General features: G+C 71.5%; 27 protein-coding genes. 11 read left to right on the forward strand and 16 right to left on the reverse strand.

Annotated features, from left to right (window positions below; translation table 11 throughout):
• Positions 1 to 96 precede the first annotated feature (96 nt).
• Together NQ707_RS07750 and NQ707_RS07755 are read left to right on the forward strand one after the other, a co-directional pair.
• The gene (locus NQ707_RS07750; protein WP_058731758.1) at positions 97 to 489 is read left to right on the forward strand and encodes a cell division protein CrgA; all 393 of its coding nucleotides are present in this window, start codon (positions 97 to 99) and stop codon (positions 487 to 489) included.
• Positions 490 to 822 carry a hypothetical protein gene (locus tag NQ707_RS07755; RefSeq protein ID WP_058731757.1) on the forward strand — a complete coding sequence of 111 codons (333 nt, stop codon included), beginning with the start codon at positions 490 to 492 and terminating at the stop codon, positions 820 to 822.
• 27 nt (positions 823 to 849) lie between these two features.
• Here NQ707_RS07755 and NQ707_RS07760 read toward each other — a convergent pair whose 3' ends face one another.
• The 3 genes from NQ707_RS07760 to NQ707_RS07770 all read right to left on the reverse strand — a co-directional run bounded on the left by NQ707_RS07760 (position 850) and on the right by NQ707_RS07770 (position 3,640).
• The gene (locus NQ707_RS07760; RefSeq protein WP_404435330.1) at positions 850 to 1,656 is read right to left on the reverse strand and encodes a hypothetical protein; all 807 of its coding nucleotides are present in this window, start codon (positions 1,654 to 1,656) and stop codon (positions 850 to 852) included.
• A gap of 220 nt (positions 1,657 to 1,876) precedes the next feature.
• Positions 1,877 to 2,872, reverse strand: a complete 996-nt coding sequence (locus NQ707_RS07765; RefSeq protein WP_404435332.1) for a hypothetical protein — start codon at positions 2,870 to 2,872, stop codon at positions 1,877 to 1,879.
• Positions 2,873 to 3,091: 219 nt separating this feature from the next.
• Positions 3,092 to 3,640 (reverse strand): YceI family protein, encoded by a 549-nt coding sequence (locus NQ707_RS07770; RefSeq protein ID WP_064725093.1) that lies wholly within the window; start codon positions 3,638 to 3,640, stop codon positions 3,092 to 3,094.
• 208 nt (positions 3,641 to 3,848) lie between these two features.
• On the opposite strand from NQ707_RS07770, the gene NQ707_RS07775 reads away from it, so the two are divergent.
• The 4 genes from NQ707_RS07775 to NQ707_RS07790 all read left to right on the forward strand — a co-directional run bounded on the left by NQ707_RS07775 (position 3,849) and on the right by NQ707_RS07790 (position 8,130).
• Positions 3,849 to 5,456, forward strand: a complete 1,608-nt coding sequence (locus tag NQ707_RS07775; protein ID WP_404435333.1) for an FAD-dependent oxidoreductase — start codon at positions 3,849 to 3,851, stop codon at positions 5,454 to 5,456.
• 261 nt (positions 5,457 to 5,717) lie between these two features.
• On the forward strand, positions 5,718 to 6,371 hold the full coding sequence (locus NQ707_RS07780) for a metal ABC transporter solute-binding protein, Zn/Mn family (RefSeq protein WP_404435335.1): 654 nt from the start codon (positions 5,718 to 5,720) through the stop codon (positions 6,369 to 6,371).
• The gene (locus NQ707_RS07785; RefSeq protein ID WP_404435336.1) at positions 6,371 to 7,282 is read left to right on the forward strand and encodes a metal ABC transporter ATP-binding protein; all 912 of its coding nucleotides are present in this window, start codon (positions 6,371 to 6,373) and stop codon (positions 7,280 to 7,282) included. The genes NQ707_RS07780 and NQ707_RS07785 overlap by 1 nt, the downstream gene beginning before the upstream one ends.
• On the forward strand, positions 7,270 to 8,130 hold the full coding sequence (locus NQ707_RS07790) for a metal ABC transporter permease (protein WP_404435338.1): 861 nt from the start codon (positions 7,270 to 7,272) through the stop codon (positions 8,128 to 8,130). Before NQ707_RS07785 ends, NQ707_RS07790 begins: the two co-directional genes overlap by 13 nt.
• A gap of 153 nt (positions 8,131 to 8,283) precedes the next feature.
• Here NQ707_RS07790 and NQ707_RS07795 read toward each other — a convergent pair whose 3' ends face one another.
• The 3 genes from NQ707_RS07795 to NQ707_RS07805 form a co-directional block, all read right to left on the reverse strand.
• The gene (locus NQ707_RS07795; protein WP_058730563.1) at positions 8,284 to 9,054 is read right to left on the reverse strand and encodes a metal-dependent transcriptional regulator; all 771 of its coding nucleotides are present in this window, start codon (positions 9,052 to 9,054) and stop codon (positions 8,284 to 8,286) included.
• Positions 9,055 to 9,165: 111 nt separating this feature from the next.
• Positions 9,166 to 10,566: a GntP family permease gene (locus NQ707_RS07800; protein ID WP_404435340.1), complete on the reverse strand. Its 1,401-nt coding sequence runs from the start codon at positions 10,564 to 10,566 to the stop codon at positions 9,166 to 9,168.
• A 125-nt stretch (positions 10,567 to 10,691) separates the two neighbouring features.
• On the reverse strand, positions 10,692 to 11,240 hold the full coding sequence (locus NQ707_RS07805) for a gluconokinase (protein ID WP_404435342.1): 549 nt from the start codon (positions 11,238 to 11,240) through the stop codon (positions 10,692 to 10,694).
• A 409-nt stretch (positions 11,241 to 11,649) separates the two neighbouring features.
• Between NQ707_RS07805 and NQ707_RS07810 the strand changes: the two genes are divergently transcribed.
• The 4 genes from NQ707_RS07810 (at position 11,650) to NQ707_RS07825 (ending at position 16,970) form a co-directional block, all read left to right on the forward strand.
• Positions 11,650 to 12,960, forward strand: coding sequence for a M20/M25/M40 family metallo-hydrolase (locus tag NQ707_RS07810; protein ID WP_404435344.1), 1,311 nt, complete (start codon positions 11,650 to 11,652; stop codon positions 12,958 to 12,960).
• A gap of 122 nt (positions 12,961 to 13,082) precedes the next feature.
• A complete protein-coding gene (locus NQ707_RS07815) occupies positions 13,083 to 14,201 on the forward strand; it encodes an MIP/aquaporin family protein (RefSeq protein WP_081046213.1) in 1,119 nt (372 codons plus the stop codon).
• 54 nt (positions 14,202 to 14,255) lie between these two features.
• Positions 14,256 to 14,693 carry a hypothetical protein gene (locus tag NQ707_RS07820; RefSeq protein ID WP_058730558.1) on the forward strand — a complete coding sequence of 146 codons (438 nt, stop codon included), beginning with the start codon at positions 14,256 to 14,258 and terminating at the stop codon, positions 14,691 to 14,693.
• Between the two features lie 135 nt (positions 14,694 to 14,828).
• Complete coding sequence (locus tag NQ707_RS07825; RefSeq protein WP_131797936.1) at positions 14,829 to 16,970, forward strand: S8 family serine peptidase; 2,142 nt, start codon at positions 14,829 to 14,831, stop codon at positions 16,968 to 16,970.
• A 121-nt stretch (positions 16,971 to 17,091) separates the two neighbouring features.
• Here the strand turns inward: NQ707_RS07825 and NQ707_RS07830 are convergent, their stop codons facing one another.
• Positions 17,092 to 19,548, reverse strand: a complete 2,457-nt coding sequence (locus NQ707_RS07830; protein ID WP_404435346.1) for an ArnT family glycosyltransferase — start codon at positions 19,546 to 19,548, stop codon at positions 17,092 to 17,094.
• A 224-nt stretch (positions 19,549 to 19,772) separates the two neighbouring features.
• Between NQ707_RS07830 and NQ707_RS07835 the strand changes: the two genes are divergently transcribed.
• A complete protein-coding gene (locus tag NQ707_RS07835; RefSeq protein WP_144937807.1) occupies positions 19,773 to 20,201 on the forward strand; it encodes an ASCH domain-containing protein in 429 nt (142 codons plus the stop codon).
• Positions 20,202 to 20,350: 149 nt separating this feature from the next.
• Here NQ707_RS07835 and NQ707_RS07840 read toward each other — a convergent pair whose 3' ends face one another.
• The 9 genes from NQ707_RS07840 to arsB all read right to left on the reverse strand — a co-directional run bounded on the left by NQ707_RS07840 (position 20,351) and on the right by arsB (position 26,631).
• Positions 20,351 to 21,016 carry a histidine phosphatase family protein gene (locus NQ707_RS07840; protein WP_404435348.1) on the reverse strand — a complete coding sequence of 222 codons (666 nt, stop codon included), beginning with the start codon at positions 21,014 to 21,016 and terminating at the stop codon, positions 20,351 to 20,353.
• Positions 21,017 to 21,182: 166 nt separating this feature from the next.
• A complete protein-coding gene (locus NQ707_RS07845) occupies positions 21,183 to 22,013 on the reverse strand; it encodes an LLM class flavin-dependent oxidoreductase (protein WP_270240975.1) in 831 nt (276 codons plus the stop codon).
• A gap of 186 nt (positions 22,014 to 22,199) precedes the next feature.
• Entirely contained in the window at positions 22,200 to 22,430 is a 231-nt protein-coding gene (locus NQ707_RS07850) for a hypothetical protein (RefSeq protein ID WP_174520361.1), read from the reverse strand.
• A 73-nt stretch (positions 22,431 to 22,503) separates the two neighbouring features.
• The gene (locus NQ707_RS07855; RefSeq protein WP_165590097.1) at positions 22,504 to 22,671 is read right to left on the reverse strand and encodes a hypothetical protein; all 168 of its coding nucleotides are present in this window, start codon (positions 22,669 to 22,671) and stop codon (positions 22,504 to 22,506) included.
• A gap of 45 nt (positions 22,672 to 22,716) precedes the next feature.
• A complete protein-coding gene (locus tag NQ707_RS07860) occupies positions 22,717 to 23,595 on the reverse strand; it encodes a permease (RefSeq protein ID WP_061225174.1) in 879 nt (292 codons plus the stop codon).
• Positions 23,585 to 23,980, reverse strand: a complete 396-nt coding sequence (locus tag NQ707_RS07865) for a helix-turn-helix transcriptional regulator (RefSeq protein WP_075514596.1) — start codon at positions 23,978 to 23,980, stop codon at positions 23,585 to 23,587. Before NQ707_RS07865 ends, NQ707_RS07860 begins: the two co-directional genes overlap by 11 nt.
• Before the next feature lie 47 nt (positions 23,981 to 24,027).
• Positions 24,028 to 25,098, reverse strand: a complete 1,071-nt coding sequence (locus NQ707_RS07870; RefSeq protein WP_404435352.1) for an ArsO family NAD(P)H-dependent flavin-containing monooxygenase — start codon at positions 25,096 to 25,098, stop codon at positions 24,028 to 24,030.
• Positions 25,091 to 25,516 (reverse strand): arsenate reductase ArsC, encoded by a 426-nt coding sequence (locus NQ707_RS07875; RefSeq protein WP_075514598.1) that lies wholly within the window; start codon positions 25,514 to 25,516, stop codon positions 25,091 to 25,093. Before NQ707_RS07875 ends, NQ707_RS07870 begins: the two co-directional genes overlap by 8 nt.
• Complete coding sequence (gene arsB, locus NQ707_RS07880; RefSeq protein ID WP_404435354.1) at positions 25,513 to 26,631, reverse strand: ACR3 family arsenite efflux transporter; 1,119 nt, start codon at positions 26,629 to 26,631, stop codon at positions 25,513 to 25,515. Before arsB ends, NQ707_RS07875 begins: the two co-directional genes overlap by 4 nt.
• Positions 26,632 to 26,634: the final 3 nt, after the last annotated feature.

Here is a 26,634-nt window from a genome sequence, read left to right on the forward strand (position 1 = left end):
GACGCTCCGCACGCACGGTCGCGCCCCTACGCCCCACCAGATTACCGTGCGCCGCGCCGTCGCCATCGGCCCGGCGCGTGATGCCCAGGAGGATCCGTGGCCCGACGCAAGAAGAAGCACGTCCCCGAGCTGATCCCGGAGGAGGAGACCGCGGGATCGTCGTCCGCGGCCGAGGCCGAGCCCAGCGTCGACGAGCCCGCCGCCGGGGGGAAGAGCGGGAAGAAGACGATGACCGTGGCCGAGGAGCTCGAGGAGGAGCGCCTGCGGCGGATCGCGGAGGAGATGACCGCGAACGTCGGGGAGGTCTCGCGCACCCCCACCTGGTACCTGGCCCTGATGTTCGGGTTCATGGTCATCGGGCTGCTGTGGCTGATCACCTTCTACATCACCGAGACCGTGTACCCGGTGCCCGGCATCGGGTACTGGAACATCGGCATCGGGGTGGGGCTGATGATGATCGGGCTGATCATGACCACCAGGTGGCGCTGAGTGCCCGCCGAGCACCCTGAGCGGGCATCGGCCTCGGAACCCGAGGAGGAGCCCGCTGGGCCGGAGAGCGGGGAGCGCCCGAGCCCGGGCTGGAAGGGTCGCGACGGCTCCCGACGGGCCCGGAAGCGGGCCGACGGCCCGGTGGGCGAGCTGTCCGATCCCACCCCCGGCGGGGAGTCCGCGGCCCGCGCGAGCACCGGGGCGCATCAGCGGGTGCCCGAGGACCGTCCGGACATCCGCGCGGCGAAGCTGGAGACGCGGGTGCGCCGGTGGGCCCTGGCGCTGCTGATCGCGGTGCCGGCGGTGTGGTTCCTGGTGCAGAAGCTGACCTGAGGCGACGGCCGGCCGCCGGCTCCCGGCTCAGGCGCCGATGAAGCGGGTGATCCCGGCGTCGGCGGCCAGGTACAGCGGCACCAGCCAGGCCACGAGGATCTGCGCCACCGGGTATCGGCGGCGCCATCCCAGCAGGCTCGCCCCGACGGCGACGAGCACCGTGACACCGGCGCACACCACGGCGACCGGTCGCGGATCCAGCAGTACCAGCACGGGCAGGGGCAGCTTGGCCAGCAGCACCGCGCCGATGCCGCACACCACCCCGATGATGCCCAGACCCAGGGTGCGCCGCGCGAGGGTCTGCGCCCGCGGATCGGGCGGGGTCTGCGGGGCGGTCTCCCGCCGGTCCCGGACCGCCGGGTCCGCCTGGTCGGGGTGTGACTGCTCAAGATGGGACCGCTCGGGGCGCTGCGAGGCGGCCTCTCGACGTCGGGCCGCGGCCGCGCGCAGGGGCAGCGCGATCAGCCCCAGCAGGACGAGGCCGAGCAGGCCCCAGCAGATCAGGACGGCGAGGTTCAGCCGCAGCGGGGCGCCGAGGATCCACCCGCGCATGGCGTAGACCCCGACGAACAGGACCATGGCCTGCAGCACCACGGGCAGCAGGCCGCGCAGCAGCTCGGCGCGTCGGCGCTGACCCGGGGAGATCCCCAGGTTCCAGGCGTAGCCGGCGGCCGGGCCCAGCACCCGGGCCGGGTCCCCTCCGGCGGCCCGATCCCGCGCCGTCGACAGCTCCGCGGCGATGCGCTGGGGCGCCACCCGGGAATCGCGCAGGGTCAGGACGAACTCATCCGTCCACTCCCGATGCCGTGCCGTCCAGTCCTTCAGCGTGCTCACGCCGGCACCCTACCGCACCCGCCCCTATGTCCCGCACCGTCCCGACCGCCGCACCCTTCGACGCGGGGAGGCGACTTGGGAGCCCTCCGGTGTTTCGGGAGCACTCCCAGCGCTCCCGAAACACCCCGCGGCTCCCGAAACAGGGGGTGCGGCGGGGCGGCATGCGGGGAGCGGTGTCGGGCGTGGGCGACGATGCGGGCGGATGGGTGCGCGGCGTGGTTCAGCGCGGTGGGAAGATCGGCTGCATCCGGGCCACCCGGCGTCGGACCCGGTCCAGGTCCAGGGGTGGCAGCCCCAGGCGCAGCTGCTGGGCCAGCAGGCAGTGCGCCAGCTCCACGAGGAAGTCCCGCGGCCCGCGGGACTGCTCGTCCCAGCCCGTGCGCCGGATCAGCCACCCGACGTTCTGGATGCGCTTCTCCCGCTCCCTCTCGGCGATCAGCACCTCCTGGGTGGGACCGTAGTCTGTGTACTTGATCCGCCCGTCCACCTCCACGGCCACCCTCAGCTGCGGCCATCCCAGATCCAGGAAGCTGCGCCCCTGGGAGGTGCGCACCTCGATCTGCAGCTCGGGCTCCGGCAAGCCCGCCTCCCGGAGGCGCCAGCGCGTCAGGGTCTCCGCCGGGGAACCGGCCCGCGCATCCGCCGCGCTCACCGCGAGCAGAGCCTGCTGGTTGCCGTGGGTGCCGGGACTCGTGCGCAGCAGATGCGCCAGCCGCGCCAGGTCTACGCGGCGCGCAGCCAGGTGATCCAGTACCACCAGGGCGTCGAGCATCGGCAGGGTGCGGGCGCAGGCCAGGGCCGTCTGCTCCAGGGAGGTGGCCGGCAGATCCAGGTCGGTGCGCACCCGGTGCCTCGCGACGTCGGGAAGCCGGTGGGTGCGCAGGCTCCGATGCCGGTATCCGGGCTTGGGGTCCCCGGCCAGGTGCAGCTCTTGGGGCACGCGCAGCAGGGAGATGCCGTGCGCCAGCGCCGCCGAGGTGTGGGAGTAGATGATGCGGGCGCCGGTCTTGGCGTGGAAGGCGTAGTGGATCGCGAGGGCCCTCTGCTGCGGGATGAGCTCCTCCCACAGCTGCGTGGGGATGTAGCAGGCGGGCCACAGGCGCGTCAGCCGCCCGGCGGCCACGGCGGCGCGCAGTGCGGAGGCGGGGGTCCCGAGGGCTCGCGCCTGGGCGGCGGTGCGGATGTCCTCGGCGGTGACGATGCGAGAGGGGTCCATGAGGACACCCTCCCCGCTCATCGGGTCGAGCGCACCCGCCGGCGGGGCGGCTGTGGATAACCCGCGCCGCCGTCGGGCGTGGTGGCCCGAACGACGCAGATGCGACTCGGGAGCCGTGCGGTGTTTCGGTAGCACTGGGAGTGCTCCCGAAACACCGCGCGGCTCCCGAAACGGCCGGGGCGACGGCGTCGAGCGTGTGACGCCGGGCGACGGCGTCGATCAGTTCTGCGGGGCGGTGAACTCCGCGTCGATCTCGATCTTCACCTTGTCCGAGACCATGACCCCGCCGGCCTCCAGGGCGGCGTTCCAGGTGATCCCGAAGTCCTTGCGGGAGATCGTGGTGGAGGCGGAGAAGCCCGCGCGGGTGGTCCCGAAGGGATCCACGGCCACGCCGCCGAACTCGCCGGTGAAGGTCACGGGGCGGGTCTCGCCCTTGATGGTGAGGTTGCCGACCAGGGTCAGGTCCTCGCCGTCGGCGGTGATCTCGGTGGACTCGAAGACCATCTGCGGGTGGTTCTCGGCGTCGAAGAACTCGGGACCCTTGACGTGCCCGTCGCGGCCCTCGTTCTTGGTGTTGATGGAGGCGATCTGCACGGTGGCGCGCACGGAGGAGTCCTGCGCGGTCTCCCCGGCGTGCAGCTCGGCCTCGGTCTGCTCGAAGATGCCGCGGACCTTGGAGATCCCGGCGTGGCGGACGGTGAAGGCCACCTCGGAGTGTGCGGGGTCCAGGGTCCAGGTGCCGGCGGTGAGTCCTTCGAATGCGGTCATGATGTGCTCCTTCGATGTCGATCGTGCGTTCGTCGATTACTTTACGCATCAACTGTTTACGGCGCAAGGGTATTCCCAACCGTGTCCGCCGCGCCGACCGGATGACCCCCGATGGCTCCGCATGACATCCGCACACCCCGGCCCCGCTGGCCCGGTCCGCCCCCGGTTAGGCTGGATCCACCGCCGTCCCCGAGCCCACGGAGGATCCGTGACCCCCGCGCACAGCACCCCCGCAGACCAGAACCCCTTCCCCTTCCGCGAGCGCGCCGAGAGGCACGAGGCCGACGTCGTCGTCCTCGGCGGGGGTGGTGCCGGCATCGCCGCCGCGCTGGCCGCCGCCGAGGCCGGGGCGCGGGTGGTGGTCCTGGAGAAGGGCAACAAGCCCGGGGGTGCTGCGATGTTCGGCGGCACCGGCTACGCCGCCTACGGCTCCTCCGCCCAGCGCGAGGCCGGGGAGACCTTCTCCGCCGAGGAGGCCGTGCAGGCGATCCTCGAGCACACGGAAGGCCGGGCCGACGAGGCCCTGGTGCGCGCCGTCGTCGCCCGTTCGGGGGAGACCGCGGACTGGCTGAGCGCCCACGGGCTGAAGGCCACCCTGGCCGAGGCCCCGCACGATCCCGCGGATCCGGGCGAGGACTCCGGGCTGCTGGCTCGGCACCGGCGGGCCCGCACCTACCACCGCTACGCCTCCAAGTTCGGCGGCTTCAAGAAGCTGCTCAAGGCCATCGAGGAGGCCGGCGGGCTGGTGATCCCCGAGGCCGCCGCGACCGAGGCCGTCACCGACGAGCAGGGGCGCATCCTGGGGGTGCGCGCCGAGCGGACCGAGGCGGGCAAGCCGCTGTCCCCGGAGCGCCGCGAGCAGCTGCGGGCTGACGGCGTCCCGGAGACCATCGACGTCGCCGCCCCGGCCGTGGTGGTGGCCACCGGCGGGTTCGTCGGGAACCAGGAGCTCGTGGGGCGGGCCGCCCCGGAGCTGGAGACCTCCCGGCTGCGCTTCACCGGGGAGCGCAAGTCCGTGGGCACGGGCCGCAGCGTGGTCCAGGCCCTGGGCGGTGCGGGCGCGGAGCCGGCGGCCCTGGACGCCCCGGCCTTCAGCGTGCCCGGGCGCTATTCCTCCAAGGCGCTGGCGCTGCTGGCGAACCTGCCGCTGCTGTGGGTGGACGACGACGGCCGGCGCTTCGCGGACGAGGCCTCGACCTACCGCTTCGGGGACCGGGGCCGGGCCGGCCTGGAGCGCGGAGGCCGATTCTGGATGATCCTGGACTCCGCGACCGTGCAGCGCCTGACCGACCAGGGGCTGGAACTGCCTCCGGCTGAGGACCACGGCGCGCCGCTGCCCCCGGGCACGGAGGGCACCCCGGCCCAGCCGCAGCTGGTGGAGGCCCTCGAGGAGGCGGTGGAGCAGGGTGCCGCCGTCCTTGGTGCGGCCCCGGATGATCTGGCGGGGGCGGCCGGGTTCCACCCGGAGCGGTTCGCCGAGACCCTGGAGCGCTACAACGCCGCGGTGCAGGCCGGCCGGGACGAGCAGGCCGGCAGCCCGGCAGCGATCCTGCGCCACCCGGTCCAGCAGGGTCCGCTGTACGCGGTGCAGGTGGTGAGCACCGTGCGCGGGACCCTGGGTGGGGTGCGCATCGACGAGTCCGCCCGGGTGCTGGACGCCGCCGGGAAGCCGGTGCCGGGACTGTATGCGGTGGGCAACGAGGCCTCGGGGTTCTGGGGCGGACGCTACCCGCAGATCGATGGGCTGACGCTGCTGTTCGCCTTCAACTCGGGACGCATCGCCGGAGAATCCGCGGCGGCAGACCTCCCCCGCTGAACATCCTCTGGCCCTCCGCAGAACGGGAGATGCCGCCTGAAACGGGACGCCACACGTCCCGAGATGGGCGGCATCTCCCGTTCTGCGTGGGGGTGGTGTGGGTGGGGCGGTTTCTGATGCGAACGATTCTTGCAGAGTTCGACCCCTCGAACTTATGGTGGGAGGGTCGGGCGGCGGTGGTGCGGATCCGATCCAGCAGAAGCCGCTGAGCCCCACCCCGCCCGGCGCCCCCGACATCGTCGTCCCCGAAAGGCGTCCGCCATGCGCGCTGCCCGCCGCCCCCGCCGCCATGTCCTGCGGCTGCCCGCCCTGCTCGGCGTCGCCCTCCTGCTGCTCACCGGCTGCGCCGCCGGAGCCTCCGAGGGCAAGCCCAACCCGCACGCCTGGATGAGCCCGCGCGCCGCCCAGCGGTACACGGACAGCATCGCCGAGGCCCTGGCCGAGCTGACCCCCGAGCACGCCGAGGAGTTCCGCGAGAACGCCCGGAGATACCAGGAGCAGCTGGAGCAGGTGCAGACCGAGGTCCGGGACATCGTGGCAGCCCTGCCCGCGGATCACCGGGTCCTGCTCACCTGCGAAGGCGCCTTCAGCTACCTCGCCCGGGACACCGGCCTGACCGAGCACTACCTGTGGCCGGTGAACTCCGATGACCAGGGCACCGCCCAGCAGATCCGCTCCGCCATCGACACGGTGCGTCAGCGCGGCGTCCCGGCGGTGTTCTGCGAATCCACCGTCTCCGACGCCACCATGCGCCAGGTGGTGGACGCCACCGAGGCCCGCTACGGCGGCACCCTCTACGTGGACTCCCTCTCCGAGGAGGGCGGCCCCGCGCCCACCTTCCTGGACCTGCTGCGTCACGACGCCCGCACCATCACAGCCGGGCTGAGCGGCGATCAGGGCGGGGAGGGCTCCTGATGCCCTTCCCGCACGCCCGCGCCTCACGCCGCACCCGTCGCATCGAGGCGGCCCACGCGGCGACACCCCGGCCGCCCGCCGACCACGGCCCCGGCGCCGAGCTTCCCGACGCCGGGCTCACCGCCGAGCTCACCGCCGACCGGAACCCCGACGCCGCGCCGCGGGATCAGCCCCCGGCCCTGGAGATCCGGGACCTGACCGTCACCCGCGAGAGCGTGCTCGCGGTGGAGGACGCCACCCTCACCCTCCGACCCGGGACCGTGACCGCGCTGCTCGGGGTCAACGGCTCCGGCAAGTCCACCCTGATGGACGCCGTCGCCGGCTTCGCTCCGGCCCGACGCGGCGTCGTGCGCATCCGCGGGATGCCGGCCGAGACCGCCCGGCGCCGCAGCCTGCTGGCCTACATGCCGCAGAGCGAGGGCGTGGACTGGGACTTTCCGCTGAGCGTGGCGGATCTGACCATGCAGGGGCGGGTCGGCTTCCAGGGGCTCACCCGCCGACCCCGCCCGCAGGATCGGCAGGCCGCGGCCGAGGCCCTGGCGCGGGTGGGGCTGACGGCGCTGGCGCACCGGCAGATCGGGCAGCTCTCCGGCGGGCAGCGGCGCCGCGCCTTCCTCGCCCGCGCCCTGGCCCAGGGTGCTGACCTGCTGCTGCTGGACGAGCCGCTGGCCGGGGTGGATCGGGTCTCCGGCGCCGCGATCGGGCGGATCCTGCGCGAAGCAGCCGACGCCGGGGCCGCCGTGCTGTTCTCCGTGCACAGCATCGAGGGCCTGGAGGCCGTGGCCGATGACGCGGTGCTGCTGCGCCGGCGCATCCTGCTCACCGGGCCCACCGCCGAGGTGCTGCGCCCGGAGCACCTCGCCCTGGCCTTCGGCTCCCCCGACGACGAGGCCGCTCCGTGGACGCGCTGAACGCCGTCGGCCAGCTGCTCGCCGACACGCTGACCTACCCCTTCCTGCGCCGGGCCTTCGCGGCCGCCCTGGCCGCCGCCGTGGTGTGCGCGGTGCTCTCCTGCTGGCTGGTGCTCACCGGGTGGTCCCTGCTGGGCGATGCCGTCTCCCACGCGGTGCTGCCCGGGGTGGTGCTCTCCTACATCCTCGGGCTGCCCTTCGCGCTCGGCGCCACGGTCTTCGGGCTGCTCGCGGTGTGGCTGATCGGCGGGCTGCGGCGGATCAGCCGGGTCAAGGAGGACGCGAGCATCGGCATCGTGTTCACCACGCTGTTCGCCCTGGGGCTGGTGCTGGTCTCCGTGACCCCGTCGCAGGTGGACCTGCACCACATCGTCTTCGCGAACCTGCTGGGGGTCTCCCGCACGGACCTGGCGCAGGTGCTGGTGCTGGCGGCGGCGTGTCTGACGGTGCTGCTGATCCGCCGCCGGGACCTCACCCTGTGGGCCTTCGACCCCCGGCACGCCCGGGTGGTGGGGCTGAATCCGCGGGTGCTGGCCGGGATCCTGCTGGGCTGCCTGGCGCTGACCTGCGTGGTGGCGATGCAGACCGTCGGGGTGGTGCTGGTGGTGGCGATGCTGGTGATCCCCGGGGCCACCGCGCAGCTGCGGACCCGCCGCTTCCCCCGGATGCTGGGGATCGCCGTGGCCTCCTCCCTGGTGTGCACGGTGACCGGCCTGTACCTCTCGGTGGCCCTGGACGCCTCCTCCGGCGGGTGCGTGGTGCTGTGCCAGGGCATCTGGTTCGCGGTGGTCTACGCGCTCACCCGGGTGCGCACCCTGCGGCACTCCCGCCCGGCGTCGGCGCAGTGACCGCTGCCGGGGTGGGCCCCGGCGTCACGGTCCGTTTCTGGAGCCTCGCGGGGGTTCGGGAGCGCTCCGCGTGCTCCCGGAACACCGGAAGACTCCCGAACCGCCCCCGGCGGGGGTGAGACACCGGCGCTGGGGCGTCGGGCGCGTGTCGGATCAGCTCAGCGAGACGTAGAGGGCGGCCGCGGCCTCCCGCGCGAGCGTGCGGTGCCGCCCGGCGTCGGCCGCCAACCGGACGGCGACGGCGCCCGGGCGGTCATCCGCGTGCCGGCCCGCGGCGTCGGCATCATCGACGCCGCCCGCCTCCGGTGCGCTCGGCACGCGCATCCGGGTGCCCACCCCGATGCCCGCTGCGGCCAGGTCCCGCAGCACGGCCGGGTCGGCGTCGGAGATGCGCGCGACGGTCACGCTCAGCCCGTCCGCGGCCTCCCGGCGACGCCGCGCCGAGGGATCGGCCAGCAGCTCGGGCAGGGGCCGGGCGTCGGGGCGGGTGACGGTGCCGTCGGCGGCGGGGATGGGGTCCCCGTGCGGGTCCCGCTCCGGGTGGCCCAGCACGGCCGCCATCCGCTCCACCATGAAGTCCGAGACGGCGTGCTCCAGCGCCTCGGCCTCGTCGTGGACCTGGTCCCAGCGGTAGCCCAGGGTGCGCACCAGGAAGGTCTCGATGAGCCGGTGCCGGCGCACCATCACCAGCGCGGTGGCCCGCCCGGTCTCGGTCAGGCGCACCGTCCCGTAGGGGGCGTGCTCCACCAGGCCCTGCCCGCGCAGCCTCTTGAGCCCGTCGGAGACGGTGGAGCGGCGCAACCCGAGGGCCTCGGCCAGGGCCGCGGCGGTCACCGGCTCCTCGCTCCACTCACCCAGGGACCAGATGGTCTTCAGGGAGTTCTGCGCGGCCTCGCTGAGACCGTCCACCTGCTCGTCACCCATGGGCTCCATCCTCCCAGACCGGCCCCATCGCAGAACGGGAGATGCGCTGCATTCCGGGACGTGTCATGCCCAGGAATGTCACGCATCTCCCGTTGTGCGCCGGGGAAGGGGCTACAGCAGCGCCCCGGCGTAGAAGATCACCGCGGCCACCGCGAAGCCGATGACGCCGATCAGCGTCTCCAGCACCGTCCACGTCTTGAAGGTGGTCTTCACGTCCATCTGGAAGAACCGGCCCACCAGCCAGAACCCGGAGTCGTTGAAGTGGGAGAGCACCACGGACCCGGCGGCCACCGCGACCACCAGGGTCGCCAGCTGCACGTCGTTGTACCCGGCGGAGGCCACGCCGTCGGAGATCAGCCCGGCCGTGGTGGTCAGGGCCACGGTGGCCGAACCCTGGGCCACCCGCAGGATCGCGGAGATGAGGAACCCGGCGAAGATCAGCGGGATGCCCCACCCGCCCAGCACCTCGGTCAGGGAGGCGCCGATCCCGGAGGTGCGCAGCACCCCGCCGAACATCCCGCCGGCCCCGGTGATGAGGATGACCGAGCACACCGGGGGCAGGGCGCCCTCCATGATGGACTGCACCCCGCCGTGCTCGGTGCCCAGGCGCCGCCCCAGCACGAAGGCCGCGACGATCAGCGTGATCAGCAGCGCCACCGGCGTCTCCCCCAGCAGCACCAGGCCCTGGAACCGCTCGGTGCCGCTCGTGGCCTCATCGATCACCCCGGACTTGGCCAGGGTGGTCAGTCCGGTGTTGAGGAAGATCAGCAGCATCGGCAGCAGCAGCAGCGCCACCACGGTCTGCCACTTCGGCGGATTCTGGGGGTCGTGGACCTCCTGGTCCCCGAAGACGCTGGGCACCGGCAGGTCGATCCGCCGCCCGATGACCTTGGAGAACAGGTACACGGCCAGGTACCAGGTGGGGATCGCGACGACCAGACCCACCAGCAGCACCGTGCCCACGTTCGCGCTGAACAGGGTGGCCGCGGTGACCGGGCCCGGGTGCGGCGGCACGAACACGTGCATCACCGAGAACGCGCCGACGGCGGGCAGGCCGTAGAACAGCATCGATCCGCCCACCCAGCGGGCCACGGAGAAGACCACCGGCAGCACGACCACCAGGCCGGCGTCGAAGAAGATGGGGAAGCCGAACAGCAGGGAGGCCACGCCCAGGGCCAGGGGCGCCCGGTCCTCCCCGAATACGCTGATCATCTTGTGCGCCAGCACCTGGGCGCCGCCGGAGACCTCCAGCAGGGCCCCGAGCATCGCACCCAGGCCCACCAGCAGGGCCACGCTGCCCAGGGTGGTGCCGAAGCCGTTGGTCATGACCTTCACGACCTGCCCCAGCGGGATCCCCGTGGCGACGGCGGTCAGCAGGCTCACCAGGATCAGGGCCGGGAAGGCGTGCATCTTGAATCTGACGATCAGCACGAGGAGCACCACGATGGCGCCCGCGGCGATGGCCAGGAGGGGGCCGGCGGTGAGCGTCTGGCTCCAGCCTTCGATCTCCATGGGGTACCTGCTTCGGTGAGAGGGGATGGGGAGGGTGCGCTTGGCGCGCGGTCCCGGCGTCGGGCCCCAGGGATCGACGTCGGCAGCTTCAGGGGCGGGCGCGGCGCGGCGCCCCAGGGTGCGGGCTAGGCGCGGCGCTCGGCCAGGCGCAGCAGGAAATCGGGGAGGGTGTCCAGGATGTCCTGGACCTCCTGCTCCACGGTCTCCCGGATGTCCACGGTGAACCCGGGCTCATCCTCCTGCAGCGGCTGCAGGGTCTGGAACTGCGAGTCCAGCAGGGAGGTGGGGAAGAAGTGCCCGGAGCGCTCGGCCAGGCGCTGGGCCACGACGTCGTGCGGGCCCTGCAGGTGCGCGAAGACCGTCACTGCGCCGTTGTCCGCGAGGATGTCCCGGTAGGCGCGCTTCAGCGCGGAGCAGGTGATGACCAGGCCGCGGCCGGTGGCGGCGGATTCCTGCATCCGCTCCACGATCCGGGCCAGCCAGGGCCAGCGGTCCTCGTCGGTCAGCGGGTGGCCGGCGGCCATCTTGGCCCGGTTGGCCTCGGGGTGCAGGTCGTCGCCTTCGACGAAGCCGACCCCCAGGCGCTCGGCCAGCTGCTGGGCCACGGAGGTCTTCCCGGTGCCGGACACGCCCATCACGACGATGTACAGGGGCTGTTCTATGGTGGTGTTCATCGCCTTCGATTGTCTAACTCTCGCGGGCCGGGCGCGCACCCCGTCTCGCCGGTGCGCCGGTTGGGGGGGTCCGCTGCGGCGGCGGTGCCCACCGGGGATTCCGGGGCGATCCCCCCGATCTCCGCTCAACACCGCGACATCTGTGTGTCACATCCGGTGTTGACCTGTGTATATGAGGTAGTCTTCATACACAGGGTTGCCGTGTCCTTCCCCCAGGACGCGTGCGCTCCGCCGTCGTGTCCCCCCAATGTCGACGGCGTCGAGCATCGTGCCGCTCCCCGGGACCGTTCCACCCCCCCCAAGAGGAACGCGGAAGGACGCGGCAGCCCGTTCCCGTCGGATGACCCCGCGTCTCGCCCGAGCGGTCCGATCCTGGGCGCCCGGCGGTGCGGGACCTTAGAGTGGGCGCATGACCCAGGACACCTCCGCCACCACACCCACCCCCGAGAACCCCACTCCTGAGAACTCCGCCCCCGAGACCGCCGGCACCGAGAAGACCGGACTGCCGGCCGCCTGGCCCTGGATCGAGCGCCTGCTGCGCATCCCCACCGTCTCCTACGAGTCCGACGAGGCCCTGCTGGAACTCATCCGCGCCGAAGCCGAGCGCCTCGGGCTCACCGCGCACCTGACCTGGGCCGACGAGCACAACCGCGCCAACCTGCTCATCACCGTGTCCGCCGCGGACGGCGCCACCTCCGGGGGCGTGCTGCTGTCCGGGCACACCGACGTCGTGCCGGTGCAGGGTCAGCCGTGGGACACCGATCCCTTCGAGCCGGTGATCCGCGACGGGCGGCTGTACGCCCGGGGTGCCGCGGACATGAAGAGCTACGTCGGGGTGATGCTGTGGCTGCTCGGTCAGGCGGCCGAGGCCGAGCTGGCCGAGCCGCTGCACTTCGCCTTCACCTACGACGAGGAGCCCGGCTGCCTCGGGGCCCCGCGGCTGATCGCGGACCTGGCCGAGCGCGGCATCCGCCCGGACTTCGCCCTGGTCGGGGAGCCGACGCTGATGAACATCGTCGTCGCCCACAAGGCGCCCTTCCGCGGGAAGGTGACCTTCCACGGGGTGCCCAAGCACTCCTCCCTGGCCCCGTACGGCATCAACGCGGTCTCCGCCGCCGCCCGGTTCATCGCGTTCTTCGACGACCTCGTGGAGCGCGAGCGCACCGACGGCCCCCAGGCCGAGGGCTTCAACATCCCCTGGACCACCGGCGGGGTCAACGTGATCCGCGGCGGCGCAGCCCACAACATCGTCGCCGAGGAGGTGACGCTGGAGTACGACCTGCGCATCGTGCCCGCTACCGATCCGGAGGATCTGCGCGCCCGCATCCAGACCTTCCTGGACGAGCAGATCGAGCCGGCCCTGGCCGAGGAGGCGCACCGGGTGCGGGAGCTGGGCGGGGCCGATGAGCAGGCCCTGGCCCGGGTGGGCACCGAGCACGAGGTGCTGGCGAACGTGCCCGCCCTGAACGAGTCCCCCGAGGCGCCCGTGGTGGAGCTGGCCCGGGAGCTGGGCGCGGTGCTCGACGGCGGCGGGGAGGTCCCGTACGTCTCCTACGGCACGGAGGCCGGGCAGTACTTCGAGGCCGGGATCCCCGCGATCGTGTGCGGGCCAGGCTCGATCACCCAGGCGCACACCGCGAACGAGTGGGTGGCCTTGGAGCAGATCGAGGCCTGCCAGGACTACCTGCTGGCCGTGCTGGAGCGCGCCCGGCGGAAGTGAGCGAGATCCGGGGTCACAATCGCGTGGCGTGTTGAGCGGCCTGGGCGGCGGTGATTGGATATAGGCAATCATTCCCACTCGAAGCCACATGACCCCACACGTGGGGGTTCCGGAGGTCCGCGATGTACGAGATCAATCCCTACGCCGCCGAGTTCCTCGGCACGATGATCATGTGCATCATCGGCTGCGGCGCCATCGCCACCGTGGAGCTGCGCCGCTCCAAGGGGCACGGGGACAACTTCTTCACCATCGCCTTCGGCTGGGGCTTCGCCGTCGCCTTCGGCGTGTACGCCTCCCACCACTACTCCGGCGGGCACCTGAACCCCGCCGTGACCCTGGGCCTGGCCGCCTACGGCGAGTTCCCGTGGGCCCGCGTGCCCGGGTACATGCTCGCCCAGCTCGGCGGGGCCATGGTCGGGGCCGGCTTCGTCTTCCTGAACTACCTGCCGCACTGGAAGGCCACCGCGGACCCCAAGATCAAGCTCGGCGTGTTCGCCACGGTCCCGGCGATCCACAACTACTTCACCAACTCCCTGTCGGAGATGATTGGCACCTTCATGCTGGTGTTCTCCGCTCTGTACACCGGCGTAAACTTCACCCCGGGTCTGGAGGGCTCCGCGCTGACCCTGAACCTCAACGACGTCCTCAAGCCCCTGGCCTACGGGTTCATGGTCGCGGTGCTGGTCGTCGGGCTGGGCGGGCAGACCGGGTACGCGCTGAACCCGGCGCGCGATCTCGGCCCGCGGATCATGCACGCGATCCTGCCCATCCACGGGAAGGGCTCCTCCCGCTGGTACTACGCCTGGGTGCCCGTGTTCGCCTGCCTGTCCGGCGGGTTCATGGGCGGGGCGTTCTTCTCCCTGTACTACCGCGGCCAGTTCACCCCGTGGCTGTGGATCTCGATGGCGTGTGCGGTGGCCGTGCTGCTGTTCGGGATGTGGGCCAACACCCACATGCCCCGCTCCGCCTCGGCCGAGGTGGTCCCGGAGGGCGAGACGACCGTGGCCACGGCGGCCGCTGGGGCGGCCACCTACATCCCCACCGGGGCGATCCCGCGGGTGGTGGTCCAGCAGGCCGGGGACGACGCCGGGGACGCCTCCCCCGAGGAGGGCTCGGATCCGGCCGATCGTCGTCGGGCGGTTACCGACCGGGAGGGTCTGCGCCCGGGTCCGGCCGGGGGCACGCGCGGGGTCCGCTCCGGGGATCCGCACCGGCCCGACGGGCGGGGCCCGCTGGACTGAGCGGCGGGGCCGAATCCGGTGTTCGACGTCGGGCGGGTGTGAAAGGATGGGCGCATGAATCCCACTCCTGTCCAGGACCTCCGCCATGCCCTGCGCGAGGCCGGGGCCCAGTCGGTGCGCGGCGAGCAGCTGCAGGTGGGTGACTGGATCCTGGCGGGCGGCTCGGTCGCGTGCATCCAGAAGATCACCCCGCGGGTCATCCAGACCGGCCCGGACACCTACCTCCCCTTCCACGACGACGAGGAGTACCTGCAGATCCCGGTCGGCTTCCTGCCGCCGCAGGCCACCGGCCGCACCCGGCGCCCCGCGGATCAGACCGGCTCCCCCTTCGACCTGCCCGCCCCCGCCGCACCGACGACGCCGGCCGGTGACGCCGATCGCGGGTCGGGCCCTTCTGCCGCAGAGCCGGGGCCGGACGCCGAGTCCCGCCGCTCGTCGGGATCCCCGCGCGAGGCCGCTCCGTCCTACCTGGACCCCTTCCGCGTCAGCTGACTGGCCCCTCCCCTTCCCCGCGGCCGCTCCCGCCGCGTTGGGGAGGGGTTTCGGCGTTTGGGAGCCTCGAGAACGCTCCCAAACACCGAAACCACTCCCACAGAATCGTCGATCACCCCGCCGAGGAACCGCACCTTGAGATCTTGCACCCCATCACGTCCCTGGCTCGCCCTGACCATCAGCGCCGCCCTGCTGCTCGGTGCGGGCGCGCCAGCAGCCGATGCGGCCCCGCCGAGCGGGCCGATCCCCTCGGCGCAGACCGCCCAGTCCGACACGTCGGGGCCCACACTGGCCCGCACCGCCGAAGGTACGGGCAAAGCCGAGCAGGCCAGCACTGAACCGGATACGGACCGGATCCTCGTGGACTTCGCCGATGGGGTGGATGATGCGACGAAGCAGCGCGTCATCGCCGAGACCGACGCCGAATCCCAGCCGCTGCGGGACGCCAAGGAGATCAAGGAGACCGCCACCGGACAGACCGTCGTCGCCTCGGCGGAGAAGCTGACCCCCACCGAGCAGAAGAGCGTGGTGCGAGACCTGCAGGCTGATCCCGCCGTCGTCTCCGCCGAACCGGACACCATCGTGCACCGCGCCACCGCCGCCTGGCAGGACAACCCGTCGGACTCCTACTTCTCCTCCCAGTGGAACCTCCGGGATATCGATGTCCCCGCGGCCTGGAAGCTGGCGACAGGGAAGAACGTGACCATCGGGATCACGGACACCGGCATCACCTCCCACCCGGAATTCAGCGGCAAGACGGGCACCGGCTACGACTTCGTCAGCGGAGACTACGACCGGGACGGCACCGGCGGGCGGGATGGGGACCCCACCGATCCCGGTGTTCTCAACAGCAGCGAGAACTGGCACGGCACCCACGTCGCCGGCATCGCTGCGGCCAAGACCAACAACGGCCTGGGGATCGCCGGGGTCGCCCCCGACGCCAGGATCTCCATGGCACGTTCTCTCGGGACCGGGGCCAGCGGCTACCAGTCGGACATCGCCGACTCCATCGTCTGGCTCTCCGGAGGCACCGTCCCCGGGGTGCCCCGGAACCCCAACCCGTCGGGCGTCATCAACGCCTCCATCTCCTGGCCCTCAGGCACCTGCCCGCAGATCATGAAGAACGCGATCGACTCCGCCCACGCGCGCAATGTGCCCGTGGTCGTCGCGGCCGGCAACACCGGGACCAACGCCGACTACGCCACCCCGTCCAACTGCCTCGGCGCGATCGTCGTCGGCGCGACGACCACGAACGACATCATCACCGGCTACTCGAACTGGGGTTCCATGCTGGACATCATGGCTCCCGGCGGGGCCGTGGGAGCAGGACAGGTCTTCTCCACCTGGAACAACGGGTGGTCTCAGCCCGGCGCCGCCTCCTACCGCTACATGAACGGGACCTCGATGGCCGCGCCCCACATCACCGGGGTGATCGCCCTGATGAAGGAGCGCAATCCGAGCCTGAGCGTCGAGCAGATCCGCAGCATCCTGTACTCCACGGGCACCTACAACGCCGGGTACCGCACGGTGGATGCCCGGGCGGCCGTCGCCGCCGTCACCCCGCAGTATCGCCTTGAGGGCAACATCAAGCGCTTCTACGACGCGAACGGAGGAGCCGCCCGCTTCGGGGCTCCGACCATGAACGAGCTCAGCGTCACCAACGGGGGCCGCACCCAGAACTACGCCAACGGGTATGGCATCTACTGGACGCAGCGCACCGGAGCGCACAGCCTCAGATGGGGCAGCGCCATCCCCAATGCCTTCGCCGCGGCGGGATGGGAGAACGGGTGGGGGTATCCCGACTCCGAGGAAGCAAGCGCCGGTGCCGGAGCGCGGTACCAGTCCTTCGACAAGTGGTTCGATGACGGGAAGAAGCCCATCGCCTTCTGGAAGTCCGGCACGGGGACCTTCACGGTGGAGCGCCGTTACAACATCGGGAAGTACTGGACCTCCCACGGCGCCCAGAGCGGCCTGGGAATGCCCGTCTCACAGGAGAAGCGGATCGGAGATACCGGGGCCTACCAGTTCTACCGATCCCTCGACGGCCAGTGGAAGTCCACCCTGGTCATGTGGACCCCGCAGCGCGGGGCGCACGCCATCAAGCAGTACGGCGCCATCGGGGCCTCCTGGGCCGCCGGCGGCCGTGAGACCGGGAAGTACGGCTGGCCCGTGAGCGACGAATACCGCAGCGGCAACACCATGCGGCAGGACTTCTCCAAGGGCTGGTCCCTGGAGTACGACCTGACCACTCACAACACCCGAGCCGTCAGAAGCTGATCCGGCCCCCAAACCGTTGCCCAGTGCCTCTATGGGAGCGGTTTCGGTGTCTGGGAGTGTTCTCAGCGCTCCCAGACACCGAAACCGCTCCCCAACCCGCGTCGCGGACGGGGTCAGGGGGTCATGACCCGGCCTGCGTGGCGTCGGTGAGGTCGTAGACCGTGGTGCCGTCCACCGTCGTCGAGGTGAAATGGGCCTGCACCCACTCGTCGATCTGCTCGGCCGCGTCCGACCCGCTGGAGGATCCGCCCATCCCGGAGCTGATGGTCCCGGCGATGTAGTAGTGGATCTTCCCCTGGGCCACGAGCTTCTGGAACTCCTCCAGGGTGGGGGCGGGGTCCGTCCCGTTGTACCCGCCGACCGGCATCACGGACTCCCCCGAGGCCAGCTGGTACCCGGCGGCGTTGTTGGAGCCGACCACCGCCAGCATCCACTGGTAGCGGTCCGCGTCCTGGGAGAGGTAGCTGATCAGCTCGTCGCTGGGCTCGGAGGTGTTCAGCATCAGCCCGACGCCGCCCATCCCGCCGCCGGCACCGCCCGCGGCGCCCGGTTGGGTCGCGTCCTCCGCGGTGGAGGCTGCGCCCTGGCCCGCACCCGACGCGCCCGCGCTCGTCTGCCCGGATCCCGCCGCACCGGCGCTGCCGCCGCCATTGCCACCGGCTCCACCGGTTCCCCCGGCGCCGCTGCCGCCGCCGGATCCCCCGGGGCCACCGCCCGCCGCGGCACCGCCACCGCCGCCACCGCCGGGGGCGCCCATCCCGCCGCCACCAGGCCCGGCAGTGATGATGGACCCGGTGTGTCCGGTGCTCAGCGTGGCGGCCGTATACGCCGTGGGCCCGGCCAGGGAGGCCAGCACCGCCCCGGCCACCGCCAGACCCAGCAGCTGCCGGTGCAGCTGCGCCCCGAAGGCCAGGGCCGCCCCGCTGATCAGGGCGAGGAACAGGATCATCCAGCGCAGCAGCGGCAGGTACCCGTCCCGGCCCAGCAGCACGAAGGCCCAGACCCCCGTGATCGCCGTGCAGAACCCCAGCACCGCGAACTGCCACGTGCCCCCGGCCAGGGCCTCCCGCCAGCTGCCGACCCGCTCGGGCGCCTCCCGCCGCGGGGCCTGCCCGACGTCGGCCCGGTGCAGCGGGGCCGTCTGCGGATCCACCGCGATCTCCTCCTCCGGGACACCCGTCACGCTCATCCCTGCCGAGGTGTCGGCGACGTCGCGGGCGAACCACCGCTCGGCCCGCGCGGCATCCCACACGATCGCGGCACCCGTGCCGATCATCGCGGCGATCGCCGGGGCCAGGGCCACCGAGTAGTAGGCGTGCTGGACGCCCTGCATGATCGAGAACACCACCCAGGTGGTGAGGAACCACGAGCCCCACACCACCAGCGTCGCGCGGCGTCGGTCGGTGCGGGCGGCCCGCCGGGTGATCCACAGGGCCGCCGCGGTGAGGATGATCGCGGCCGGCATCAGCCAGGAGATCTGCCCGCCGAAGGAGGAGTCGAACATCCGGAACATCGTGGGGCTGGCGGTAGCGCCCCCGCCGACCGACCCGGTCTCCTCCCCGGAGATCCGCCCCAGGCCGTTGTACCCGAAGGTCAGGTCCCAGAAGCTGTTGGTCTGCGACCCACCGATGTACGGCCGGTCCGACGCCGGGGTGAGCATCACCAGCGCGACCCACCAGCCCGCCGCGACCACCAGGGCCGCGAGCGCCGCCCCGAGCCCTGCCAGCCGGCGTCGCACCGTGCCGCGGGCCAGCACCAGGTACGCCAGGCCGAAGCCCGGGACCACCAGCAGACCCTGCAGCTGCTTGGTGAGGAACGCGAAGCCCAGGGCCGCGCCGCACAGCGCCATCCAGCGGATCCGCCCCGAGTCGATGGCCCGGACGGTCGCGTAGGCCGCCAGCGACATCAGCAGCAGGAGCAGGGCCTCCGGGTTGTCGTAGCGGAACATCAGGGCCGCCACCGGGGTGGCCGCCAGCGCGTATCCGGCCAGCAGCCCCGGTCCGCGCCCGACGGCGCGCGCCACCGAGGCGTACACCAGCGCCACCGAGGCGACCCCCATGAGCACCTCGGGGACCATCAGGGACCAGGTGGACAGACCGAACAGCTTCACCGACAGCGCCATCGGCCACAGGGAGGCCGGCGGCTTGTCCACGGTGATGGAGTTGCCGATGTCCGAGGATCCGAACAGGAAGGCCTCCCAGTTGTCCGCCCCCGCCTGCGCGGCCGCGGCGTAGAAGCCGTTGCCCCACCCGTTGGCGCCCAGGTTCCACAGGTAGGCGGCGGCCGTGAGCGCCAGCAGCAGCCAGGCGGGCCAGGACCAGCGGACCCGCGCGGTGGTGGCGGTGGGAGGTTCGACGACGTCGTCGTGGCGCCGACGACGGGACCCGGAGCGGAACCGACCGGAGGAGGTGGAACCGGCGAAGCGGGTCTGGACGGGGTGGGCCTGGTCGGGGCGATCGGTGGTGGGGTGCGGCCCGGTGGAGCGGGCACCGCCCGGCGCGGCGTCGTATCGGAGGCGGCGCGAGCGCGCGATCCGGGAGGATCGGGCGGGACGCTCCGGGAAGGACTGGGTGGCCACGAGGGTCTCCTTGCACGGGGTTTCGGAAGCGGGAACTTCCTCCACGGTGGCGCCCGGGCGTGTGCGCCGCACCGGCCGCACCTGTGGCGCTCCTGTGCGCCGCCCCCTACCGCCGGCGGCCAAGCGCGTTGGGGAGGGGTTTCGACGTCTGGGAGCCTCGAGGACGCTCCCAGACACCGAACCCCTCCCGAAGCCGGGTGACGGACGGTGGGTAGGCTCACCGCATGGACACTCCAGCGATCCCCGACGCCGACTACGGCTTCCCCGGCCCCCTGAGGGATCGGCTGGTGGCCGCGATCCTCTCCGGGGAGAAGACGACGACCACCTCGCTGCTCGCGGAGTACGAGCTGGAGGATGAGCCGCTGCCCCGCATCGGAGACCTGGAGCGGGTGGTGGACTCCTCCGGCGCCCCGGTGTGCCTGACCCGGATCACCGGGGTCCGGGTGCTTCCCCTGGCGCGGGTGCCGCTGGAGCACGCGCTCGGGGAGGGAGAGGGCTTCCGGGATCTCGCCGACTGGCGCACCGCCCACGAGCGATTCTGGACCTCGCCCGAGTTCACCGGTCCCTTCACCGCCCGCGGCCGGCAGGCCCCCGCCGTCGACGACGACACCGCGGTGGTCTGTGTGCGCCTGGAGACCCTCCCGCTGTCCTGACTCCCGCCGCCCGGCCGCCCCCCCCTGACCCCGTCCTGCCTGGTGTGGGAGGGGTTTCGACGTCTGGGAGCCTCGAGGACGCTCCCAGACACCGAAACCCCTCCCGAAGCCGGGCTAGGGTGCGCGGGCGGGGCTGCGGGTGGGCGGGGTCAGCCCTGGGCGCCGGTGGGGTCCCCCGCGGGGGTGGCAACCGCCAGGGCCTCACCGCCGGCCGGGGCGTTGTGGAATTCCACGAGATCCCAGCCGCCCCGCGGGTCCCCCTCGGCGATCACGTACCCGGTGTTGGCCAGCGGGGTGTCCTCCATCTGCGCCACGTCCAGACCGCGGATCCGGGCGGAGGACCAGCAGCGGATCGCCGCGCCGTGGGAGAACACCGCTGCCGTGCCCTCGGGGCCGACGGCGTGCGCGGCGCGGGCCGCGGCGTCGTCGTACCGGGCGAAGAACTGCGCGCCCGTGGGCCCGCCCGGTATCGCCAGCTCTCGGTCCCCGCGGGCCCAGGCGAAGGCGGTGCCGATGTAGGTGCGCTGGTTCTGCGGGGTGTTCGTCCCCTCCAGGTCCCCGGCCTGCACCTCCCGGAAGCCGTCCAGCTCCACGGGGTCGATGCCGCGCACGCGCACCAGCGGAGCGGCCGTGAGGTGGGTGCGCACCAGGGTGGAGACGAAGATCCGGTCCACCGGCTGCTGTGCGAGCGCGTCGGGGACGGCCTCGGCCTGCGCGAGACCCAGCTCGGTGAGACCGGGACCGGGGGCGTCGGTGTCCAGAAGACCGTGGATGTTGGAGGGGGTCTGCCCGTGGCGGACGAGGATCAAGCGCATGGCTCCGATCCTTTCACGCCCCGCCCGCCGAGCCCTCCGGCGATCGCTGGGCGACCCTCCGGCGACGCTCCGGCGATATGGGAGCCGTGCGGTGTCTCGGGAGCACTGCGAGTGCTCCCGAAACACCGGACGGCTCCCGAAACGGAAGAGCCCCTGAGAGGAGCCCCTACGCCAGCGGCTCCCCCTGCACCGGGCCCTCGGTGTTGGGCTGCCAGCCCAGGGCGGGGGCCACGTGCTCGGCGAAGTTCCGCAGGATGTGCACGTTCAGGTCCACCCCGATCTGCGAGGGGATCGTGAGCATCAGGGTGTCCGCGGCCTGCACGGCGGCGTCGTTCTTCAGCTGCGCGACCAGCTCATCCGGCGCGCCCGCGTAGGTGCGGCCGAAGGTTGCGCGGTACCCGTCGATGATGCCGATCTGGTCCCCGTCCGTGCCCCCGGCGCCGAACAGCATCCGGTCCCGCTGATCCACCACCGGGAACACCGACCGGGAGACGGACACCCGGGGGCTGCCCTCGTGTCCGGCCTCCTTCCAGGCGGCCCGGTAGCGCTGGATCTGCTCGGCCTGCAGGTCCCCGAAGGCGTCGCCGGTGGCCTCGGTGAGCAGGGTCGAGCTCATCAGGTTGACCCCCATGCGCCCGGCCTGCTCGGCGGTGTCCCGGGAGCCTGCGCCCCACCAGATGCGCCGATCCAGCCCCGGGGAATGCGGCTCCACCGCCAGCTTCCGACCGGGCCCGTACTGCTCCGGGTCCGCCGTGGCCAGGGCCTCCCCGCGCACCGCGCGCAGGAAGAGGTCGAACTTCGCCCGGGCCAGGTCCGCCCCGCGGGGATCCTTCGACCCCGTGTATCCGAAGGTCTCCCAGCCGCGCAGGGCCGGCTCGGGGGATCCCCGGGACACCCCCAGGGCCACCCGGCCGTCGGAGAGCAGGTCCAGGGCCGCGGCCTCCTCCGCCAGGTGCAGCGGGTTCTCGTACGACGAGCGGATGGAGCGGGTCGACATGCTGCGGGCGCTGGGCAAGCAGCTCGAGAACGAGGCGCTTCGTCATGAGGACGAGGCGCGCAGGATCACCGGCAGGGTCCGATGATGGAGATGACGGAATAGCCCCGGCCAGGGCCGGCCGGGGCTATCGGTGAAGAGGGAGAGGTCCATGCTCGGCAGGTGCGCTGGGCCGGTCGTGATCTTGGGTCAGGTGAGTTCGGTGATGAGGTCGCGGATGCGGGATCCGATCTCGTTATGGATGGGGTGCACCGCGTCGAGCTCAAGTCCTGCGGGGTTGTTCAACTGCCAGTCCTCGTAGCGTTTGCCGGGGAAGATCGGGCAGGTGTCGCCACATCTCGTCGTGCTCACTGCAGCCGAGGTCTGTGCGGTATCGGTGGCGAGCAGCGTGGCATGGTCGAAGGGTTGGATTGCGCACACGGCGAGGGCCTCGCCAGTGGCGAGGCCCTCGTGGCTGTTCCTATGACACAGCATCGAAGTTCCGTGGGAAGGATCAGCCTTCTGTCTTGGCGTCCTGGCAGCAGCTCATGTCTGCCTGCCGAGGTGCTTCAGTGTTGGTGTTCTGCTGCTTATCGTCTTCGTCGGCCGGGACGATCTCGACGTTGCAGCAGTCCGACTGCTCGTTCTTCGAGCGTCCGGTGAACAGGTCCTTCAGTCCCATGGTGGTTCTTTTCCTGTGGTGGGTTTACGGGGACAGTTGTCGGGATCAGGCTGTGATCGTGAGGATGTAGCCGCCGGCGATCGCGACGGCCAGGATGGTAACGACGAATGTCACGAGAAGCCGTGGCTTGAAGACCGCCGTGAGCATCGAGACCTCTGGCGGGGAGGCCCCGGCCCCGCCGATCATCAGGGCGAAGATCGGGCCGAGGGCCACACCGGCGGACTGGAGGGCCAGCCCGATCGGGAGCATGGTCTCCAAGCGGATGTAAAGTGGGATGCCGATGATCGCCGCGAGGGGCACCGCCCACCAGATGTTGGCTCCGGCGAAGGCGGTCAGCTGATCCTCGGGGACGAACTCGTAGATCGCGGCTCCGATCGCCACGCCGATGAGCATGGGCACAAGCAGGGGGCGCAGATCGGTCCAGGCTTGGCGGAGCGCTCCGGGCATCTCGTCGCGCATTCCTTTCCACGGCTCGGGCGTCTTCTCGCCCTGTACGCGCACGCGCTTGAGCGCCTTCTCCAGGCCCAGGCCGCGCCATACCCACGGGGCGAGCAGTGAGACGGCCAGGGTGAAGAGCGTGTAGACGATGGCGGTCGTCCACCCGAAGATGATTCCGATGCCGCCGACGATGATCGGGTTGAGCAGCGGTGAGGCGATGAGGTAGGTCATCGCTGTCTGGAAGGCGACCCCGGCGTTGAGCATTCCGACCAGCATCGGCAGTGTCGAGCAGGAGCAGAATGGAGTCACCGCCCCCAAAAGTAGTCCCTTGATGGGTCCGGGGACTTTCCCGCTGCTCATCCAGTCGCGCATCTTCTCCGGGCCGAATCGCCGGTTGATCAGCGCGACGACGGTCGAGACGACGAGGAAGAGGGCCAGCAGCTCGCCCAGCAGCAGTGCGAAGGTGCCGAGCGTGTCAGTCAGCATCGGTCACCACACTGCGTGCCGGGATCTCGGCCTCGGTGCAGCAGGCTCGCTGTCCGGCGGGAGTCAGGGTTGCAAGGTGGGCCAGCCGTTGGACTGGGGCGGCCAACTGTTCGCAGCAGATCGAGATGAGGTTCGACCGGCCCTGCGGGGCCACTTCGATCAGTTCCGCTTTGAGCAGGGCGGAGACGTGGTGGCTGACCAGTGCCTGGCTGAGGCCGGTGGCCTCCTGCAGCTGCTTGTTCGTCTTGGCGCCATCGGCGAGGCACAGCACGATTGTCAGACGGTTCTCGTCGGCCAGAGCCGAGAGGGTGGGGGCCAGGTAGGCGGCGCGTTCTTTGGCCGAGAGGTCCGAGGCCACGGCCGGAATTTGTATCGGTGAAGACATGCCCCCACGCCAACAAGCGACTGCTTATGACACAAGCGACGGCTTATCTATTGTGGGGGTGACGCCGCGGGGAGATGGCTGGTGATGTCATGGACTGCGTCCTTGGCCGTCCTGCCCGTCCCGATCAGGGTGGCTGAGGCGAAGCCGGTCCAGTCCCCGTACCCGAGCAGGTGCAGGCGGGGCTCGTCGGCGGAGCGTGTGCCGATGGTCTTGGGCACGCCGTTCTCGCGCCTCAGGCCCAGGGAGGCGAGATGGTTCAGGGCGGGACGGAAACCCGTGCACCAGATGATCGCGTCGTAGGGATCCATGGTGCCGTCGCTCCAGGCCGCTCCCTCGGCGGTGAGCCGGTCGAACAGGGGGCGGGGACGCAGCACGCCGCGGTCGCGGGCAGCACGGACACTGGGGACCATGACAATGTCGCCCAGACCGGAGACGCCATCGGCATGTGTTCCCGCCTTCCGGGCGGCTTCTTCTCGGGTGGCGGTGTCGAAGAGCACGCGGCCATCGACATCATCGGGCATGAATCGGGGCGGGTGTCGGGTCGCCCAGGTCGTCTCCGCGATGGTGGAGACCTCGGCGACGATCTGCGCGGCGGTATTGCCGGCACCGACGACCAGCACCCGCTGGCCGCGGAATCGCTCCGGGACGGAGTAGTCGACCGTGTGTAGCTGCTCGCCCGCGAACTCGGCCATGCCCGGATAGGCGGGCATGAAGGGGGTTTCCCAGGTGCCGGTAGCACTGATGACAAACGCGGCGTGCCAGGTGTCCCGGTCGGTCTCAACGCTGAGCCCGCGGCTGTGGGCGCGGACGTCGCTGACCTGGACGGGCCGGTGCACCGGCAGCTCGTAGCGCTGTTCGTAGTCGTGCAGGTACTCGACGACGTGACCGGCGGTGGGGAACCTCTCGCCCCGCTGGCGCGGCATCGGCCAGCCCGGCAGCGGGCTGTACTCGGCCGGGGAGAACAGTCGCAGCGAGTCCCAGCCGTGACGCCAGGCCCCGCCTGCACGGTCCTGCCGGTCGAGGATCACGAAGTTCAGCCCCGCCCGGCGCAGATAGTAGCCGGCGGCCAGGCCCGCTTGGCCACCGCCGATCACAACGACGTCGGCATGCTCACTCATCGGTCTCCTGAGGACCGAGCAGTTCGGCGATGAGGATGCGGACGCGGGTCTCGATCTCGTTCCGGATAGTGCGCACGGCCTCGAGCCCAAGCCCTGCGGGGTCGTCGAGCTGCCAGTCCTCGTAGCGCTTGCCGGGGAGAAACGGGCAGGTATCGCCGCACCCCATCGTGATGACCACATGAGCGGTCTGCACCGCGTCGGGGGTCAGCAGCTTCGGACGCTCGGCCGTGATGTCGATGCCGACCTCGCGCATGGCCTCGACCACGGCCGGGTTGAGCTGGTGGGCGGGCTCCGACCCAGCGGAGCGGACCGCGATGCGGCCCGCGGCGTGGTGGGTTAGGAAGGCGGCGGCCATCTGGGAGCGCCCGGCGTTGTGGACGCAGACGAACAACACCGTCGGAGTGGTATCGGTGGTCATCGGGGGCTCGTTTCGTTCTGGTAGGGGTCGGTGCGGAACCAGCGGCGTGCAGCCCACAGGGAGACGTAGACGAGAGCGACGAGGACAGGCACCTCGATCAACGGGCCGACCACCCCGGCCAGCGCCTGCCCACTGGTTGCGCCGAAGGTGCCGATGGCGACGGCGATGGCGAGCTCGAAGTTGTTGCCCGCCGCGGTGAACGCCAGCGTGGTCGATCGGGCGTAACCGAGGCCGATGCCCTTGCCGAGTAAGAGGCCCGCGGACCACATGAGCGCGAAGTAGACCAGCAGCGGCAACGCGATCCGGGCGACATCGAGGGGATTCTGCGTGATGGCTTCGCCTTGGAGGGCGAAGAGCAGCACGATCGTGAACAGCAGCCCGTAGAGCGCCCACGGCCCGACGCGCGGGATGAACTTCTCCTCGTACCAGGCGCGGCCCTTGCGTTTCTCACCGATCCAGCGGGTCGCGAACCCCGCGAACAGCGGTACGCCGAGGAAGACGAGCACGTTGAGGGCGATCTGCCCGACCGAGACGTGCAGACCCTGGGTGTCGAGGCCGAGCCAGCCGGGGAGAGTCGTGAGGTAGAACCAGCCGAGGAACGAGAACGCGATGACCTGGAAGATCGAGTTGATCGCCACCAGCACGGCGGTGGCTTCGCGGTCACCGCAGGCGAGGTCGTTCCAGATCACGACCATCGCGATGCAGCGGGCCAGGCCGACGATGATGAGGCCGGTGCGGTACTCGGGCAGATCGGGCAGGAACAGCCACGCGAGGGCGAACATGACCGCGGGGCCGACCAGCCAGTTCAGCACCAGCGACGAGACGAGGAGTTTCTTGTCTCCGGTGACGGCGGCGATCTTGTCGTAGCGGACTTTCGCCAGCACCGGATACATCATCACCAGCAGGCCCAGGCCGATCGGCACCGAGATGCCCGCAATCTCCATCTTCGTGAGCACGTCGGCCAGGGCGGGGATGAAGCGGCCGAGGAGGAGGCCGGCGATCATCGCCAGCCCGATCCAGACCGGCAGCCACTTATCCAGCGTCGACAACTGCCGCCTCGCCGCAGCCGCAGGCGCTGGGGTGTTCGTGCTCGTGGTGTTCGGGGGTGCGGGCATCGT

The organism is Rothia sp. BD8 (assembly GCF_044878465.1).
In the GTDB taxonomy this organism is placed as follows: domain Bacteria; phylum Actinomycetota; class Actinomycetes; order Actinomycetales; family Micrococcaceae; genus Rothia; species Rothia kristinae.

What these genes read in the sequence shown, in the direction of transcription:
- NQ707_RS07765 (WP_404435332.1), bottom strand. Translation starts at nt 2,872, where the DNA reads ATGGACCCCTCTCGCATCGTCACCGCCGAGGACATCCGCACCGCCGCC.
- NQ707_RS07770 (WP_064725093.1), bottom strand. Translation starts at nt 3,640, where the DNA reads ATGACCGCATTCGAAGGACTCACCGCCGGCACCTGGACCCTGGACCCC.
- NQ707_RS07780 (WP_404435335.1), top strand. Translation starts at nt 5,718, where the DNA reads ATGCGCGCTGCCCGCCGCCCCCGCCGCCATGTCCTGCGGCTGCCCGCC.
- NQ707_RS07785 (WP_404435336.1), top strand. Translation starts at nt 6,371, where the DNA reads ATGCCCTTCCCGCACGCCCGCGCCTCACGCCGCACCCGTCGCATCGAG.
- NQ707_RS07795 (WP_058730563.1), bottom strand. Translation starts at nt 9,054, where the DNA reads ATGGGTGACGAGCAGGTGGACGGTCTCAGCGAGGCCGCGCAGAACTCC.
- NQ707_RS07800 (WP_404435340.1), bottom strand. Translation starts at nt 10,566, where the DNA reads ATGGAGATCGAAGGCTGGAGCCAGACGCTCACCGCCGGCCCCCTCCTG.
- NQ707_RS07805 (WP_404435342.1), bottom strand. Translation starts at nt 11,240, where the DNA reads ATGAACACCACCATAGAACAGCCCCTGTACATCGTCGTGATGGGCGTG.
- NQ707_RS07810 (WP_404435344.1), top strand. Translation starts at nt 11,650, where the DNA reads ATGACCCAGGACACCTCCGCCACCACACCCACCCCCGAGAACCCCACT.
- NQ707_RS07815 (WP_081046213.1), top strand. Translation starts at nt 13,083, where the DNA reads ATGTACGAGATCAATCCCTACGCCGCCGAGTTCCTCGGCACGATGATC.
- NQ707_RS07820 (WP_058730558.1), top strand. Translation starts at nt 14,256, where the DNA reads ATGAATCCCACTCCTGTCCAGGACCTCCGCCATGCCCTGCGCGAGGCC.
- NQ707_RS07835 (WP_144937807.1), top strand. Translation starts at nt 19,773, where the DNA reads ATGGACACTCCAGCGATCCCCGACGCCGACTACGGCTTCCCCGGCCCC.
- NQ707_RS07840 (WP_404435348.1), bottom strand. Translation starts at nt 21,016, where the DNA reads ATGCGCTTGATCCTCGTCCGCCACGGGCAGACCCCCTCCAACATCCAC.
- NQ707_RS07845 (WP_270240975.1), bottom strand. Translation starts at nt 22,013, where the DNA reads ATGTCGACCCGCTCCATCCGCTCGTCGTACGAGAACCCGCTGCACCTG.
- NQ707_RS07855 (WP_165590097.1), bottom strand. Translation starts at nt 22,671, where the DNA reads ATGGGACTGAAGGACCTGTTCACCGGACGCTCGAAGAACGAGCAGTCG.
- NQ707_RS07860 (WP_061225174.1), bottom strand. Translation starts at nt 23,595, where the DNA reads ATGCTGACTGACACGCTCGGCACCTTCGCACTGCTGCTGGGCGAGCTG.
- NQ707_RS07865 (WP_075514596.1), bottom strand. Translation starts at nt 23,980, where the DNA reads ATGTCTTCACCGATACAAATTCCGGCCGTGGCCTCGGACCTCTCGGCC.
- NQ707_RS07870 (WP_404435352.1), bottom strand. Translation starts at nt 25,098, where the DNA reads ATGAGTGAGCATGCCGACGTCGTTGTGATCGGCGGTGGCCAAGCGGGC.
- NQ707_RS07875 (WP_075514598.1), bottom strand. Translation starts at nt 25,516, where the DNA reads ATGACCACCGATACCACTCCGACGGTGTTGTTCGTCTGCGTCCACAAC.
- arsB (WP_404435354.1), bottom strand. Translation starts at nt 26,631, where the DNA reads ATGCCCGCACCCCCGAACACCACGAGCACGAACACCCCAGCGCCTGCG.